This is a genomic window from Plasticicumulans sp. (genome assembly GCF_035331805.1).
In the GTDB taxonomy this organism is placed as follows: domain Bacteria; phylum Pseudomonadota; class Gammaproteobacteria; order Competibacterales; family Competibacteraceae; genus Plasticicumulans.
The window spans coordinates 1-15,304 of record NZ_DAOLKE010000017.1 but is presented as its reverse complement, the minus strand read 5'-3'; the positions used below and the strand labels follow the sequence as shown (position 1 = coordinate 15,304).

The 15,304-nt window shown below is 70.8% G+C and carries 12 protein-coding genes; 8 read left to right on the top strand and 4 right to left on the bottom strand.

Annotation, left to right across the window (positions count from 1 at the left end; genetic code table 11):
- The 3 genes from PKE44_RS02735 to PKE44_RS02725 form a co-directional block, all read left to right on the top strand.
- Positions 1–1,653 (top strand): glycosyltransferase family 39 protein (locus tag PKE44_RS02735; protein WP_324548133.1); only part of this gene is annotated, 1,653 nt, incomplete at its 5' end.
- 21 nt (positions 1,654–1,674) lie between these two features.
- On the top strand, positions 1,675–3,468 hold the full coding sequence (locus PKE44_RS02730) for an exo-beta-1,3-glucanase (protein ID WP_324548132.1): 1,794 nt from the start codon (positions 1,675–1,677) through the stop codon (positions 3,466–3,468).
- A gap of 10 nt (positions 3,469–3,478) precedes the next feature.
- Complete coding sequence (locus PKE44_RS02725) at positions 3,479–3,889, top strand: GtrA family protein (RefSeq protein WP_324548131.1); 411 nt, start codon at positions 3,479–3,481, stop codon at positions 3,887–3,889.
- A 23-nt stretch (positions 3,890–3,912) separates the two neighbouring features.
- Here the strand turns inward: PKE44_RS02725 and PKE44_RS02720 are convergent, their stop codons facing one another.
- Positions 3,913–4,806, bottom strand: a complete 894-nt coding sequence (locus PKE44_RS02720; protein WP_324548130.1) for an ABC transporter ATP-binding protein — start codon at positions 4,804–4,806, stop codon at positions 3,913–3,915.
- Between the two features lie 49 nt (positions 4,807–4,855).
- A complete protein-coding gene (gene hisN, locus PKE44_RS02715) occupies positions 4,856–5,707 on the bottom strand; it encodes a histidinol-phosphatase (protein ID WP_324548129.1) in 852 nt (283 codons plus the stop codon).
- A gap of 142 nt (positions 5,708–5,849) precedes the next feature.
- Between hisN and PKE44_RS02710 the strand changes: the two genes are divergently transcribed.
- From PKE44_RS02710 to PKE44_RS02695, 4 genes are all read left to right on the top strand, one after another.
- A complete protein-coding gene (locus tag PKE44_RS02710; protein ID WP_324548128.1) occupies positions 5,850–7,799 on the top strand; it encodes an ATP-binding cassette domain-containing protein in 1,950 nt (649 codons plus the stop codon).
- 9 nt (positions 7,800–7,808) lie between these two features.
- Positions 7,809–8,663 (top strand): alpha/beta hydrolase, encoded by an 855-nt coding sequence (locus PKE44_RS02705; protein ID WP_324548127.1) that lies wholly within the window; start codon positions 7,809–7,811, stop codon positions 8,661–8,663.
- A 187-nt stretch (positions 8,664–8,850) separates the two neighbouring features.
- Positions 8,851–9,624: a pseudouridine synthase gene (locus PKE44_RS02700; RefSeq protein ID WP_324548126.1), complete on the top strand. Its 774-nt coding sequence runs from the start codon at positions 8,851–8,853 to the stop codon at positions 9,622–9,624.
- 146 nt (positions 9,625–9,770) lie between these two features.
- Positions 9,771–10,052 (top strand): hypothetical protein, encoded by a 282-nt coding sequence (locus tag PKE44_RS02695; RefSeq protein WP_324548124.1) that lies wholly within the window; start codon positions 9,771–9,773, stop codon positions 10,050–10,052.
- Between the two features lie 111 nt (positions 10,053–10,163).
- On the opposite strand, the gene PKE44_RS02690 is transcribed toward PKE44_RS02695, so the two are convergent.
- The gene (locus PKE44_RS02690; RefSeq protein WP_324548123.1) at positions 10,164–11,621 is read right to left on the bottom strand and encodes an esterase-like activity of phytase family protein; all 1,458 of its coding nucleotides are present in this window, start codon (positions 11,619–11,621) and stop codon (positions 10,164–10,166) included.
- A gap of 227 nt (positions 11,622–11,848) precedes the next feature.
- Between PKE44_RS02690 and aroC the strand changes: the two genes are divergently transcribed.
- Positions 11,849–12,952: a chorismate synthase gene (gene aroC / locus PKE44_RS02685; protein ID WP_324548122.1), complete on the top strand. Its 1,104-nt coding sequence runs from the start codon at positions 11,849–11,851 to the stop codon at positions 12,950–12,952.
- 347 nt (positions 12,953–13,299) lie between these two features.
- Here aroC and PKE44_RS02680 read toward each other — a convergent pair whose 3' ends face one another.
- Entirely contained in the window at positions 13,300–15,072 is a 1,773-nt protein-coding gene (locus tag PKE44_RS02680) for a cation:proton antiporter (protein ID WP_324548121.1), read from the bottom strand.
- Between the last annotated feature and the right edge of the window lie 232 nt (positions 15,073–15,304).

The following is a 15,304-nucleotide window of genomic DNA, read 5'->3' as shown; positions in this document are numbered from 1 at the left end:
CGCTCGCCGCTCTGTCGCTATCTCGCCCGCGCGCTGCTGCTGCTGCTGGTGCCGCTGGTGCTGCTGGTGTTCCAGGACTACGGCGTCAGCAACGACGAACTGGTGCAGAGCACCTACGGCAAGCTGCTGCTCGATTACTACCGCAGCGGCTTCAGCAACGACGCGGCGCTGCACTACCTCGACCTGTACCGCTACGGCGGCGCCTTCGACATGATCGCGGCGCTGCTCGTGCCGCTGTCGCCGTTCGGGGAATACGAGACCCGCCACCTGCTCGGCGGCCTGCTCGGCATCGTCGGCCTGCTCGGGGCCTGGCGGCTCGGGCGGCTGCTCGGCGGCGATCGTGCCGGGCTGCTGGCGCTCGTGCTGCTGCTGCTGACGCCGTGCTTCATCGGCCACAGCTTCACCAACCCCAAGGACGCGCCGTTTGCGACCGCGATGCTGTGGGCCGTCTACGCGATCGTGCGCGTGCAGCACGAACTGCCGCGACCCTCGGCGCGCACGCTCACGCTGCTCGGCGTCAGCATCGGGCTTGCGCTCAGCGTGCGCGTCGGCGCCATCCTGCTCGGGCCGTATCTGGCGCTCGGCGTGCTGCTGTGGCTGGCCGGGCGCTGGCGTGCCGGCGAGCGTCCCGGCGTGCTGGCCGCCGATGCCGCGCGCGTGGCGCTGCGCTGCGCCCCGGCATTCGTGCTCGCCTATGTGGTGATGGCCGTGTTCTGGCCTTACGCCTGGCAGTCGCCGCTGAACCCGCTGAAAACGCTCGGCGAGTTCTCGCACGTCGCCTTCCCGATCGAGACGCTCGCTGCCGGCGAGTGGTATCCGGTCAACGCCATCCCGCGCTGGTACGTGCCGGCCTACCTGGTGTTCACGCTGCCGGAGATCGTGCTGGCCGGCCTGGCCTCGGGGCTGGCCTTCGCGCTGCTGCGCCTGCGCCACCGCTGGCCGATGTCCGCACGCGCCCAGTCGCTGTACGTGCTCGGCACCGCCGGCGTGCTGCCGGTGCTGATCGCAGTCGCCCTGCACACCACGGCCTACAACGGCCTGCGCCATTTCCTGTTCGTCGTGCCACCGCTCGTGGTCTGCGCGGCGCTGGCGCTGGAGCGCATGCACGAGATGCTCGCCGCGCGCGCGCCGCTGCACGGCCGCCTGCACACGCTCGCGCTCGCCGCGCTGCTGGCCGTGCAGGCCGGCATCCTCGGCTACCTGCACCCGCACCAGTACATCTATTACAACGTGCTGATCGGCGGCGTGCCGGGCGCGGCCGATCGCTGGGAGCTCGATTACTGGGGCAACTCCCTGCCCGAGGCCATCGACGGCCTCGCCGAATACCTGACCAACGAGTACGAGGGCGCGCCGATCGCCCGCCGCTACAGGGTCGCGGTCTGCGGCAAGGAAGAAAGCGCCCGGTATTACTTCCCGGATTTCCTGGTGTTCGAGCCGCGCTGGGAGAGCGCCGACTTCCTGATCGCGCTGACCAACGACGGCTGCGACGAACAGCTGCGCCTGCCGAACGCCGTCGAGATCGACCGCTTCGGCGTACCGCTGTCCGTGGTCAAGGACCTGCGCGGCTACGTGCTCGAATACAACCCGGCCTTCAAGCCGCACCGCTCCCGCCCGAAGTTCCTGCTCTACCTGCGCCGCTACGGCAAGCCCTAGCCCGTCGAGGTCCCGACTCCCGTGTACGACGCATCCGTCTTCCGCCGTCCGGCGTTCGTCGCCGTCGCGCTCGCGACGCTCACTGCCGCCCTGGTCTGGTGGTATGCCGCCCGCCCGGTCGACATCGGCATCGACTGGCACGAAGGCACCTGGAACAGCGCCTCGTTCGCACCGTTTCGCGCCGGGCAGAGCCCGCTGACCAGGAACTGGCCGACGCCCGAACAGGTCGAGAACGATCTCGCGCACGTGAAGACCGCCTTTCGCGGCGTGCGCACCTACGCCGCCATCGGCGCCGCGCAGGACGTGCCGGCGCTCGCCGCCCGCCACGGCCTCAAGGTCATCCACGGGGCCTGGCTCAGCAGCACCCCGGCCGACAACGAGGCCGAGGTCAGCGCGCTGATCGAGGCCGCCAACCGCTATCCGCAGTCGGTCGAGCGCGTGATCGTCGGCAACGAGGTGCTGCTGCGCCGCGACCTCGACGCCGGGCAGATCATCCGGCACCTCGACCGCGTGCGGCAGTCGATCCGCCAGCCGGTGTCCTACGCCGATGTCTGGGCCTTCTGGCTGAAGAATCCGCAGCTCGCCGACCATGTCGACTACCTCACCATCCACATCCTGCCGTACTGGGAGGACGAGCCGGCCTCGGTCACCGACATGGAGCAGCGCTTCGTCGAGGTCATCGGCAAGATCAAGGCTGCCTTCCCGGGCAAGCCGATCCTGATCGGCGAGGCCGGCTGGCCGACCGAAGGCCGCTCGCGCGGCCCGGCGATCGCCGACCTGCCGAACGCCGCGCACTTCCTGCGCCGGCTGCCGCAGCTCGCCGCGCAGTACGGCTTCGATTACAACGTCGTCGAGGCCTACGACCAGCTCTGGAAGGCGCAGCAGGAAGGCACGGTCGGCGCGCGCTGGGGCCTGTACGACGTCGATCGCCAGCAGAAATTCGGCACCACCGGTCCGGTCGATCCGTTCCCGGAAGCCGGGCTGCGCGCCGGCGCCTCGGTGCTCGGCGGTCTGGCGCTGGCGCTTTGGCTGATCCCGGCCGGCTTCGGCCTCACGCGCGCACTCGCCGTCGCCGGGCTTGCACAGCTGCTCGCCGCCGGTGCGATCGACACCCTCTGGCACGCGCAGCGCCTGGCGATCTCGCCGGCCTCGGTGAGCTGGTGCCTGCAGCGGCTGCTGTTTTTCGCCGCCGACACCGGCCTGCTCGACAAGCCGACCGTCAGCGAGCTGTATCGCGGCTACATGGACACGACGCCGGCGCTCGCCGAAGCCTGGGCCTGGGTGCGCATCCTCGCCACCGTCGTCGCCACCGGCGTGCTGGCCGCGCTGCTGCGCGCCCGGCTGTTCGGCCGCGAGGCCCCGGGCCTGGCGCGCGCCGCGCGCCTCGGTTACCTCAGCTACGTCGCCGGTGCGCTGATGATCAGCGCGATGCTGGCCTTCAACGGCCGCTACCTCGACATCCCGATCCCGGAATTCTGGCTGCCGGCGCTCGGCCTGCCGGCGCTGTGGCTGGCGGCGCGCCTCGCAGGCAGCCCGCGCGGCTACGGACTGGCCGCCCTGACCGCACCGGGGCCGGCGCGCCTGAAGCTTGGCCTGTGGCTGCTCGCCGGCGCCGTCGCCGTGATCCTCGGCGAGGGCTTTGCCATCGTCGGCGAGGACTTCACGGCCATGCACCCGGGCTGGTCGGAGCGCGCGCCGCTGATCTGGCACGCGTTCTTCTGGAACCGGCAGATCCTCGCCTGCGCGCTGATGCTGGTCTGGCTGGCGCTGCCGCTGCTCGCTGAATGGCGCCGGCCGGCCGCGGCCGCGACCTGAGGCCGTCGCGATGCACCAGACCGCCCGGCAGCTGCTGCGCTTCGGAGCCGTCGGCATCGCCGGACTCGTGATCGACGTGGCGGTGCTCGAAGCCGCACTCGCGCTCGGCGCCGGCTTCTACGGCGGCCGGGCGCTGTCCTTCCTCGCCGCGGCAAGCGGCACCTGGCTGCTGAACCGGCTCTGGACCTTCCGCAGCGAAACCGCACGTGCCAACCGCGGGCTGGCCGGCGAATGGGCGCGCTACGTGGCGCTGATGCTGGCCGGCGGCAGCGTCAACTACGCGGTGTACGCGCTCTGCATCGAAACCTCGGCGCAGGCGCGCACGTGGCCGGCGCTGGCGGTCGCCGCCGGTTCGCTGGCCGGCATGGTCGTCAACTACGCCAGCGCCCGCTGGCTGGTGTTTCGCAGCGGCACGGCCTGAAAGCCGCTGCGCCCCTTCCCGCTTCAGGCCTCGCGCAGTTCCTTCCCGGTCAGCTCCAGGAACAGATCCTCCAGCGTGCGCGGGCGGATCGACAGGCGCTCGAGCGGGACGCCGGCGGCGAGCAGGTCGCTCAGTGCGGTGCTGACGTTGCGCACCGAGATCTCGGCCGATTCACGCCGCCGCTGCACGCTGTAGGCCGGCGGCAGCGCGCGGCCTTCGAGGTCTTCGGCCGGCAGCTGCAGGATGCGATCGTCGAAGTGCTGCGCGAGCAGCGCATCGGGGCTGCCCTCGGCGACGATGCGGCCGCGGTCCATGATCGCCAGCGAATCGCAGAGCTGGTAGGCCTCCTCCATGTAGTGCGTGGTCAGCACCACGGTCTTGCCGCGGCGCTTGATGTCCTCGACCAGCTGCCAGAAGTTGCGCCGCGCCTGCGGATCGAGGCCGGTGGTCGGTTCGTCGAGAAAGACGATGTCCGGGTCGTTGACCAGCGCCACCGCGAGCAGCAGGCGCTGGCGCTGGCCGCCGGAGAGCTTGCGGTGGTCGCGATCGAGGAAGTCCTCCAGCGCGCAGGCGCGGATCAGCTCTGCGGCCGGCACGCGGCGCGGATACAGCTGCGAGAAGAAGCGCAGGCACTCGCGCACGGTCAGGAAATCCTGCAGCGCCGTGCTCTGGAACATGATCCCGGCTTCCTCGCGAAAGCGCAGGCCGAGCGGCTCGCCCTTGTAGAGGATGCGCCCGGCGCTCGGCGTGCTGATGCCTTCCATCATCTCGATGGTCGTGGTCTTGCCGGCACCGTTCGGGCCGAGCAGGCCGAAGCAGCGGCCGGGCAGGATCGAGAAGCTCACGCCATCGACGGCGCGCAGGCCGGGGTACTGCTTGACCAGCTCGCGCACTTCGATCAGGGGGGCGGACGTCATGGGCGGGCGCACTCGGGCGAAAGGACAGGGACGGGCGGGGCGAACCGGTTCACGGTACCTGCGACAGGATCGCCAGCGCCTCGGCGTGCACGCGCGCATCGCCGGCGACCAGGATGCGGCCGCCGTGCGCGGCGTTCTCGCCGCGCCAGCCGGTCATCAGGCCGCCGGCGGCCTCGACGATCGGGATCAGCGCCTGCACGTCGTAGGGCTTGAGGCCGGCTTCGATGACGAGATCGAGACAGCCGGCGGCGAGCATGCAGTAGGCGTAGCAGTCGCCGGAAAAGCGCGTCATGCGCACGCGCGCGGCGATGGCATCGAAGGCCGGCTTCTCGTGCCCGCGCTCGAAGAGATCCGGATGCGTCGAGTACAGCGCCGCATCGGCGAGCCGCGCGCAGGCCCGCGTGCGCAGCGGCCGGCGGCCGTCACGGTCGCGCAGTTCGGCCCCGAAGCGCGAGCCGATGAAGCGCTCGCCGGTCCACGGCTGGTCCATGACCCCGAGCACCGGGCGCTCGCCGTCGTAGAGCGCGATCAGCGTGCCCCAGAGCGGCATGCCGGTGATGAAGGCGCGCGTGCCGTCGATCGGGTCGATGACCCAGGTGAGGCCGGAGTCGCCGGGCTCGAAGCCGTGCTCCTCGCCGTAGCGCCCGTCCTGCGGCCGGCGCTCGGCGAGCAGCGCGCGGATCGCGGCCTCGGCGTCGCGGTCGGCGACCGTCACCGGGTCGTACATCGTGCCTTCGGCACCGGACTTGTCGGCGACCGCGAGCGGGGCGCGGAAATGCCGGCGGATGACCTCACCCGAGGCGTCGGCGAGCAGATGGGCGAGCGCGATCAGTTCGCCGAGCTGCTTCGGTGCCAGCTCGGCCGGGGCGTGGCGCGGCAGCGCCGGGGCGGTCGGACTCATGCGGGACGATCCTCGGACGACGATGCAGACGATTACGGACGTAAGGCGGGCGCGCAGCTTAGCCGATGCCGGCCGGCACCGGCCGATGAGCACGGCGATGCGGCTACAATCGCGCCCCCGCCCCGCCGTGCGTGTCACCGCCATGCCGCTCCTGACCTTCGACCGCGTTTCCGTCGCCTTCGGCCTCGCCGCGCTGCTCGACAACGCCGATTTCCAGATCGATGCCGGCGAGCGCGTCTGCCTGATCGGCCGCAACGGCGCCGGCAAGTCGACGCTGCTGAAGCTCGTCGACGGCACGCTCGCGCCCGATGGCGGCGAACTCTGGCGCCAGCCGGGCCTGAAGATCGCGCGCCTCGAACAGGAGATGCCCGAGACCGGCGACGCCACCGTGTTCGAGATCGTCGCCGACGGCGTGCCCGAGGTCGGCCGCCTGCTCGGCGAATACCACGCTGCCGCGCACGCCCTCGCGCACGATCACGACGCCGCGCACGCCGATGCCCTGCTCAGGCGCATGGAGCGCCTGCAGCACGAACTCGAAGCCCGCGACGGCTGGAGCCTGAACCAGCGTGTCGAGCAGATCCTGACGCGCCTGGCGCTGCCGGCCGACGTGACGCTCGCCGAGCTCTCCGGCGGCTGGCGCCGGCGCGTGCTGCTCGGGCGGGCACTGGTCTGCGAGCCCGACCTGCTGCTGCTCGACGAGCCGACCAACCACCTCGATGTCGAGGCGATCCAGTGGCTGGAAGAACACCTGCTCGGCTTCCGCGGTGGCGTGCTGTTCGTGACCCATGACCGCGCGCTGCTGACGCGGCTCGCGACGCGCATTGTCGAACTCGACCGCGGGCGGCTCAGCTCCTGGCCCGGCGACTATCCGAACTTCCTCGAAAGGAAGGCCGCCGCGCTCGAGGAGGAAGCCCGCCACAACGCGCTGTTCGACAAGAAGCTCGCGCAGGAGGAGGCCTGGATCCGCCAGGGCATCAAGGCCCGACGCACGCGCAACGAAGGCCGCGTGCGCGCGCTGAAGGCGCTGCGCGAGGAACGCTCCGAGCGGCGCGAGCTGCAGGGCAGGGTCAGCTTCAACCTCGAAGAGGCCGCGGCCTCCGGCAAGCTGGTGGTCGAGGCGAAGGACGTGAGCTACGCGTGGGACGGCGCGCCGGTCGTGCGCGATTTCTCGGTGCGCGTGCTGCGCGGCGACCGCATCGGCCTGATCGGCCCGAACGGCGCCGGCAAGACCACGCTGCTGAACCTGCTGCTCGGGCGGCTTGCGCCGGACAGCGGCTCGATCCGCCTCGGCACCAAGCTGCAGGTCGCGTACTTCGACCAGCTGCGCGCGGTACTCGACCCCGAATCTTCGGTCATCGACAACCTCGCCGAGGGTCGCGAGTTCATCGAGATCAACGGCGAGCGCCGCCACGTCATCAGCTATCTGCAGGACTTCTTATTCAGCCCCGAGCGCACGCGCACACCGGTGAAGTCGCTCTCCGGCGGCGAGCGCAACCGTCTGCTGCTCGCACGCCTGTTCAGCCAGCCGGCCAACCTGCTGGTCATGGACGAGCCGACCAACGACCTCGACATCGAAACCCTCGAACTGCTCGAAGAGCTGCTGCTCGACTATCAGGGCACGCTGCTGCTGGTCTCGCACGATCGCGCCTTCCTCGACAACGTCGTCACCAGCTCGCTGGTGTTCGAAGGCCGGGGCCGCATCGGCGAATACGTCGGCGGCTACAGCGACTGGCTGCGCCAGCGCCGGCCGGCGGCCGAGGAGAAGGCCACCGCGAAGCCGGCCGCAACGATCAAGACCGCAACGCCGGCCCCGGCCGCCGCGCCGGCTGCCACCGCCACACCGGCTCCGGCGAAGAAACCGGCGAAGCTCGGCTACAAGGAACAGCGCGAACTCGACGCGCTGCCGGCGCAGATCGAAGCGCTCGAAGCCGAGCAGGCCGAACTCGGCACGCGCACGGCCGCGGCCGGCTTCTACCAGCAGCCGCAGGCCGCGCAGGCCGCGGTGCTCGATCGCCTCGCCGCGCTCGAACGGGAACTCGAAGCCGCATACGCGCGCTGGGACGCGCTCGAAGCGCTGAAGGACGGACGCTGAGCCCCGGCCATGCCGCACACGACCGATCACCTGCTCCTCGACGACGGCCAGTGCCTGCGCGTCGTGCGTCGCGGCACGCAGGCCGGCGGCCGGCCGGTCGTCTGCCTGCACGGCTGGACCTCGACGCACGCCGACTGGACGCACTGGACGCAGGCGCTGGCCGGCGCTCACCCGAGCTTCGCGTGGGATGCGCGCGGCCATGCCGATGTGCCGCTCACCGGCGCGCCGGCAACGCTCGAACGCATGGCCGATGACCTCGATGCGCTGATCCGCCACTACGCGCTCGAACGGCCGCTGCTGCTCGGGCATTCGATGGGCGCGCTGACGATCTGGATGCATGCGCTGCGACATCCCGGCACCGCGATCGGCGGCTACGGCCTGATCGACCAGACGCCGAAGCTCGTCACCGGTGCCGGCTGGCGCTTCGGCATCTACGGAGACTTCTCGGCGCAGCGCAACCGCTGGTTCATCGCCCGCCAGCGCGAGGACTTCGCCGAGGCCGTGCTCGAACTGACCGCCGACGGCCTGAACGCCCGCGCCCGCGAACGCTACGAGCGCGAGCCGGCGAAGTTCCAGCGCAGCCGCGACTGGCTCGCCGGCCTCGCGCACGCGGCGCTGACCGAGTGCTGGTGCTCGCTCGCAGGCGCCGACCTGCGCCCGGCGCTTGCGCGGCTGCACGCCCCGGTGCTGCTGGTCTACGGCGACGAGAGCAACTTCTACACGGCCGAAACCGCGCGCTGGGTGCAGGCGCAGATCCCGCACGCGCGCCTCGAAACCTACGCCGGTGCCGACCACTGCCCGCACTTCTGGCAGCGCGACCGCTTCCTCGGCGAGCTGCGCGCGCTGCTCGCGGCCTGCGGATGATGCGGCGCAATAAAATTCCGGTAATCCCGCTCGTTCCGGGAACCTTCGCCGCGGCAGCCGCGTCCCTACCTTCGCTCATCTCCTGCAAGGGCTGCTGCCGGGGTCCGGGTCTCTCGTACCCGCCCCGGCTCTTTTTTGCCCGCGCCCCCGCCCGTCCCGCGGTCTGCGATGCGTCCGGAGGCTGCGCATGCCGCCGCCGCTGACGATCCTCTGGCGCGATGCGCGCTTCGTCGCCGTTGCCAAGCCCGCCGGCCTGCTGATGCACCGCAGCCCGATCGCCGAGCGCGTCGAGGATTTCCTGATGCAGCGCCTGCGCGACCAGTTGCGCCGGCATGTGTACCTGATCCACCGCCTCGACCGGCCGACCTCCGGCGTCGTGCTGTTCGCGCTCGATCCGGAAGCCGCGCGCGCCGCCTGCGCGCACTGGGAGGAGCGCACGGTTGAAAAGAGCTATCTCGCCGTCGTGCGCGGCTGGCCGGCCGAGACCGGCACGATCGACTACGCGCTCGCCGAGGAGCCCGGCAAGCCGCTGCAGCCGGCGATCACGCACTGGCGGCGGCTCGCCACGGCCGAAATCCCGGTGCCGGTCGGCCGTTACGCGCAGGCGCGCTGCGCGCTGCTGGAAGTGCGCCCCGAAACCGGCCGGCTGCACCAGATCCGCAAGCACTTCCATCACGTCTCGCATCACCTGATCGGCGACACCACGCACGGCGACGGCCGCCACAACCGGCTGTTCCGCGAGCGCTTCGGCTGCCGCCGGCTGCTGCTGCACGCCTGGCGGCTGGCACTGCCGCATCCGCTCGACGGCACGCCGCTCGAACTCATCGCCCCGCCCGATGCGGAGCTTGCGCAGCTGTTCGATGCGCTCGGCGGGTCGCCCGGGAACGGACCGGGGGCCGGACTGCGGCAGGATCAAGGGCTTGCCGGATGGCAGGCATCCATTCCATACGGGTGCGTTTAATGGCTCTGCTGCCGATAACCAAGTCCTGCACTTGGAAATGCGCAGCCGCGGGCTACGCTGCACTTGCACATTGCAAGCGATTCATCTTTCCCCGACGAATCGCCGGCGGTGCTCACACTGGCAAACCCGCTCAGGAGGTTCGAGCCATGAGGACCACGACAGCCATCGCCCTCGGCTTCTCTGCCACCCTCGGTCTGGCCGCGCTCGCGCAGGCCGGCGACTTCGAACAGTACCCGCCGACCGACGGCTGGGGCCGCCCGGTCGCCGCTGCCGACGCCGCGCTGCAGGAATCCGCCGAAATGCAGATCCGGATGATGCCCGGCTACGCGCAGGGCGACTACCTGCCGGCCGAAGGCCCGACCTGCGATCTCGCGCAGACCCTGTTCCCGGTGCATTCGACCGAAGCCGGCAGCGCCGGCCTCTGCTGACCGGGGCAGCCGCCCCGCGGCGCCGGCTGTCCGCCGCGGGACGGTGTTCTTCTCACAAACCTGTCCGGCAGCCCTGCACGAACGGCGTCCCGGTGACGCCGTTCCGCGTTTTCAGGCCCGGCACCGGCGACGGGCCGCGAGCCCGGCCAGGCCGAGCCCGAACAGCGTCAGCCCGAACGGTTCCGCCACCGTCAGCGGCGCCACGTAGTTGAGGCCCGCGAGTTCGACGCGCACCGCGTACAGGTACGTCGGCAGCAGCGCCGTAGCGCCCGGGCAGGCCTGATCGAGCGCCACGTCGCGGAAGGTGCCGCCGGGACCGGTGCAGACGTTGAACTGCTCGCCCGAACCGCTCTGCGTGACGCTGAAATCGTTGTCGGTGCCGAGGATCAGGTCGATGAAGCCGTTGTCGAGCAGCGGCCCGATCGTCAGCCCTTCGAGCTTCTCGGGGATCGGCAGGCCGGCGGCGAGCAGCGCGGCCTGCACGTCGAGGAACAGCGACTTCGTGACCGGCACGACGCCGGGCGGCAGCGCGTTGTCGCCGGCAAGGCTGGTGCTGCTCACGTCGCTCGCACCGCTGATGTCGATGCGGTACACACGCTTGCTCCCGACCGGCGCAGTCCCGGTCGGATCGGCCTCGCCGATGCCGCGGTTGTCGCGCTCGATGACCAGGAACTCGTGATCGTTCAGCGCCGTGATCGAGCTGATGCCGATCGAGCGGCCCTGATTGGTCGCGGAGAAGTCATCGGCCGTGCCGGGGATGCGGGCGTTGATGTCGTCGCGGTCTTCCAGGCGGTAGATCATCTGCTTCGTCGCCAGCCCGGTCGCGACATCGAACTCGACGAGACGCAGGTTGCGCGAGCGGCGGCCGTCGCTGCTGCTGCCCTCATCGACCAGCGGGTCCTGCAGCATCGCGTACAGCTTCGTGCCGTCCGGACTCAGCGTCAGGCCCTCGAAGCCGCGGTTGTCCTGACGGCCGCTGACGATGACCGGCCGGCCGTCGACGTAGTTGACGCCGCCGCCGCTGTCGCGCGGGATCAGGTTGGCCGGGGTCGTGAAGCTGCGGATCAGCTCGCCGCCCGCCGAGAACTCGCGCACGGCCGGACCGTATTCGTCCGAGACGAAATACGTGCCGTGCGGACCGACCGCGAAGCCTTCCGGGTCCTGCGACAGGCCGAGTGTTGCACTGCTGGCGTTCAGCAGCGCCGGATTCAGGCCGTTCAGCGGCTGGCCGCCGGCCGTCAGCATCGTCGTCGACTGCAGCTGGAAGTTCGAGATCGCGCCGGTGGCGGAATCGACGTTCAGCGTGAAGCGCTGCACGCGCGTGTCGTAGGCGAGCAGACCGCCGCCGGGGCCGCGGTCCGGAATGCCGTAATAGGTGTTCGAGTAGCGGTCGTAATGGAGATCGGACGCGAAACCGCCGAGCCGGTTGCCGTTCGGACCGGCCGGCAGCCCGGAGAGATCGGTGGCATCGCCGGCGATGGCGAGCGCATTGACGAGGACGGGTGCCGCGGGCGCGGCGGCGGAAGCCAGCGCAAGCACGAGCGCCAGCGGCATACGGATCGGATGCATGGACAGGGTTCTCTGCAGCAAGGGGGATGGCGGCATCCCTGCCGTCACGGCCGCTTCCCGACGGCGATCTCCTGTTCCTGCGCGCAGTCTGGTGCGGGTGCATGACGGTTTCGTGGCAGTGATACGACACCGGAAAACGCCGCCGGAGCCGCAAAACACTTGGCACGCGCCGCACCGGCCGCGGACAATTGCCGGCTTTCCCGAGCCCCAGCCCGAGCGCGTCCGCCATGTCCGGAAACACCTACGGCAAGCTGTTCACCGTCACCACGGCCGGCGAATCGCACGGCGCCGCGCTGGTCGGCATCGTCGATGGCTGCCCGCCCGGGCTGGAGCTGTCCGAGGCCGACCTGCAGGTCGATCTCGACCGCCGCAAGCCCGGCACCAGCCGGCACACGACGCAGCGGCGCGAGGACGATGTCGTGCGCATCCTCGCCGGCGTGTTCGAGGGCCGCACCACCGGCTGCCCGATCGCGCTGCTGATCGAGAACACCGACCAGCGCTCGAAGGACTACTCGAAGATCGCCGACCGCTTCCGCCCCGGCCACGCCGATTACACCTTCCACCACAAGTTCGGGCTGCGCGACCACCGCGGCGGCGGGCGCTCGTCGGCGCGCGAGACGGCGATGCGCGTCGCCGCCGCCGGCATCGCCAAGAAGTGGCTGCGCGAGCGCCACGGCGTCGAGGTGCGCGGCTATCTGAGCCAGCTCGGTCCGCTGCGCGCGCAGGCGCTCGACTGGAACGAGGTCGGCAACAACCCGTTCTTCTGCCCGGATGCGGCGCTGGTGCCGCAGCTCGAAAGCTACATGGACGCGCTGCGCAAGTCCGGCGATTCGGTCGGTGCCAGGGTCACGGTGGTCGCGAGCGGCGTGCCGGTCGGCCTCGGCGAACCGATCTTCGACCGGCTCGATGCCGAACTCGCGCACGCGCTGATGAGCATCAACGCCGTCAAGGGCGTCGAGATCGGCGACGGCTTCGGCTGCGTCGAGGCGCTCGGCACGCAGTTCCGTGACGAGCTGACGCCGGCGGGATTTTTGAGCAACCACGCCGGCGGCGTGCTCGGCGGCATCTCGACCGGGCAGGACATCGTCGCGCACATCGCGCTCAAACCCACCTCCAGCATCCGCCTGCCGGGGCGCAGCATCGATGTCGACGGCAATCCGGTCGAAGTCATCACGACCGGCCGCCACGACCCCTGCGTCGGCATCCGCGCCACCCCGATCGCCGAGGCGATGGTCGCGCTGGTGCTGATGGACCACGTGCTGCGCCAGCGCGGCCAGAACGCCGACGTGCGCGTGACGACGCCGGTGATTCCGGGCGCCGCCGGCGGCTGAAACGGCTCGCGCCCCGCACTGCACGCATTGGTATCTACACAAGCCAGCGGTTCCGTGGGCAGGATGGATCGACCATCACCAACGGCCGGACGTCGATCTCCCCTCTCCCCTTGCGGGAGAGGGGCCGGGGGAGAGGGGGAGACGCCGGCACTGCGCCCGGACCTTGCCCCCTCTCCCCAACCCCTCCCCCGCGAGGGGGGAGGGGCTTGTTCATCAACGTCTTGCCGTCGTTCTGATTCGTCCTCGCTGTCCGGACAAGTTCGGGAACCGATGCTGCAAGTTGTGTAGATACCTATGCGCTGCACGAACGGCGCGGGGCGCGAGGATCCGGGGGGACGGGCGGCCGCTCAGTGCCCGTGCGCAGCCGGCTCGCCGCCCTGGTGCGCCAGCGTTTCCGTCAGCTCGATCTGCAGGCGCGCGTGCACGCGCACGAACCAGCGCCAGCCGAGCGCGGCGATCACGGCCACCACCGCGAGGGTGACGGCCAGCACGCCGGCACCGGGCAGCAGGCTGCCACTCAGCGCCGCGATCAGCAGCAGGATCATCGCCAGCGCGATCACCGGAATCGCCTCGGCGAGCAGCCCGCGCAGGCGCGCGCTGTAGCTGCCGGCCTGACGGCCGCGGCAGCCGAGTTCGGCGAGCAGCAGGCTCAGCGCCTTGAGCTTGCGCCAGGTCGCGATCAGGAAGGGCAGCGCCACCAGCAGCGTCCCGCCCCAGATCAGCGCCTTGTGCGCCTCGCCGGAGCTGATCCACGGCAGCAGCCACGCCCCGAGTTCCGGCGCCCAGGCCGCGGCGCCGAGGAACAGCGCGACGACCACGGCCAGATTCAGCATCACCTTGAACAGGATGCTGTTGACCAGGGCCGCCAGCTCGGCGCGCTCGCCGCGCGGGCGCAGCCCGTGCAGCCAGTCGGTGTAGAGGCCGCCGACGCGCGCCACCGGTGCCGGCAGGCGCCCGGCGAGCCAGGCCGACAGCGGATCGGCCCAGCGGATCAGGTAAGGCGTCAGCAGCGTCGTGATCGCCGACACTGCGACCGCGATCGGGTACAGGAAGCCGCTGGTGACCTTCAGCGACACGCCGAGCGCGGCGATGATGAACGAGAACTCGCCGATCTGGGACAGCCCCATGCCGACGCGCATCGCCGTGCGCCCGTCCTGCCCGGCCACCCAGGCGCCGAGCCCGCAGCTCACCAGCTTGCCGAGCACGACCGCGACCGTGATCACCGCGATCGGCCATGCGTATTCGATCAGCACCGACGGGTCGATCATCAGCCCGATCGACACGAAGAAGATCGCGCTGAACATGTCGCGCAGCGGCGCGACCAGCCGCTCGATCAGCGCCAGATCACGCGCCTCCGCCATGATCGCGCCGATCATGAAGGCGCCGAGCGCGATGCTGTAGTCGAGCTTCACGACCAGCAGGCAGAAGCCGAAGCAGAGCCCGAGCACCGTGATCAGCAGCATCTCGTCGCTGCCGCGGCGCGCGACGTGCGCGAGCAGCCGCGGCACGGTCAGCAGCCCCACCAGCAGCGACACGGTCATGAACAGCGACAGCTCGCCGAGCGTGACCAGCACGGTCCCGGCATCGAGCGCACCGCCGGCGGCCACGCCCGAGAGCAGCGCGATCATGCCGATCGCGAGGATGTCCTCGACGATCAGCACGCCGAACACCAGCTGCGCGAAACGCTCGCGCTTCATGCCGAGCTCATCGAGCGCCTTGACGATGATCGTCGTCGAGGAGATCGCCAGCATCGCGCCGAGGAACAGCGAATCCATCGTCAGCCAGCCGAAGGCGCGGCCGATCTGGTAGCCGAGCCAGACCATCAGCACGATCTCGGCGAGTGCCGCGATCAGCGCGGTCGCGCCGACCCGCGCGAGCTTGCGCAGGCTGAACTCCAGCCCGAGCGTGAACAGCAGGAACACCACGCCGAGTTCCGACAGCGCGGCGATGGTGTCGGCGTCGTGGATCAGCGCGAACGGCGGCGTATGCGGGCCGATCAGCACACCGGCGGCGATGTAGCCGAGCACCACGGGCTGGTGCAGGCGGTTGAACAGCAGCGTGACGACGGCGGCGATCGCCATGATCGTCGCCAGGTCCTGGATGAAATCGATACCGTGCATGGTCGGGGTCTCCGCGCACCGGGGCACACCGCCGGCCCGGGGAAAGGAACCGCGCGGCGCGTCAGACAGTTCTCGCACCCGCGCAGCAGGCGGGCGCAGCGGCGAGGGGTGCCGCGCGGCCGCGGCTGCGTCCGGATGCGGAGCAGGCAGGCGCACGGCACGGCCGGTTCAGACCGGCGGCGCCCGCACGGCCGGCCGCAGCCAGCCGGAACGCCCGGGAGACTCCGCAGCT

Bases quoted from the DNA above. Each gene is read 5' to 3' on its own strand.
- PKE44_RS02695 (WP_324548124.1), top strand. From the start codon at position 9,771: ATGAGGACCACGACAGCCATCGCCCTCGGCTTCTCTGCCACCCTCGGT.
- aroC (WP_324548122.1), top strand. From the start codon at position 11,849: ATGTCCGGAAACACCTACGGCAAGCTGTTCACCGTCACCACGGCCGGC.
- PKE44_RS02710 (WP_324548128.1), top strand. From the start codon at position 5,850: ATGCCGCTCCTGACCTTCGACCGCGTTTCCGTCGCCTTCGGCCTCGCC.
- PKE44_RS02680 (WP_324548121.1), bottom strand. From the start codon at position 15,072: ATGCACGGTATCGATTTCATCCAGGACCTGGCGACGATCATGGCGATC.
- hisN (WP_324548129.1), bottom strand. From the start codon at position 5,707: ATGAGTCCGACCGCCCCGGCGCTGCCGCGCCACGCCCCGGCCGAGCTG.
- PKE44_RS02700 (WP_324548126.1), top strand. From the start codon at position 8,851: ATGCCGCCGCCGCTGACGATCCTCTGGCGCGATGCGCGCTTCGTCGCC.
- PKE44_RS02690 (WP_324548123.1), bottom strand. From the start codon at position 11,621: ATGCATCCGATCCGTATGCCGCTGGCGCTCGTGCTTGCGCTGGCTTCC.
- PKE44_RS02725 (WP_324548131.1), top strand. From the start codon at position 3,479: ATGCACCAGACCGCCCGGCAGCTGCTGCGCTTCGGAGCCGTCGGCATC.
- PKE44_RS02705 (WP_324548127.1), top strand. From the start codon at position 7,809: ATGCCGCACACGACCGATCACCTGCTCCTCGACGACGGCCAGTGCCTG.
- PKE44_RS02720 (WP_324548130.1), bottom strand. From the start codon at position 4,806: ATGACGTCCGCCCCCCTGATCGAAGTGCGCGAGCTGGTCAAGCAGTAC.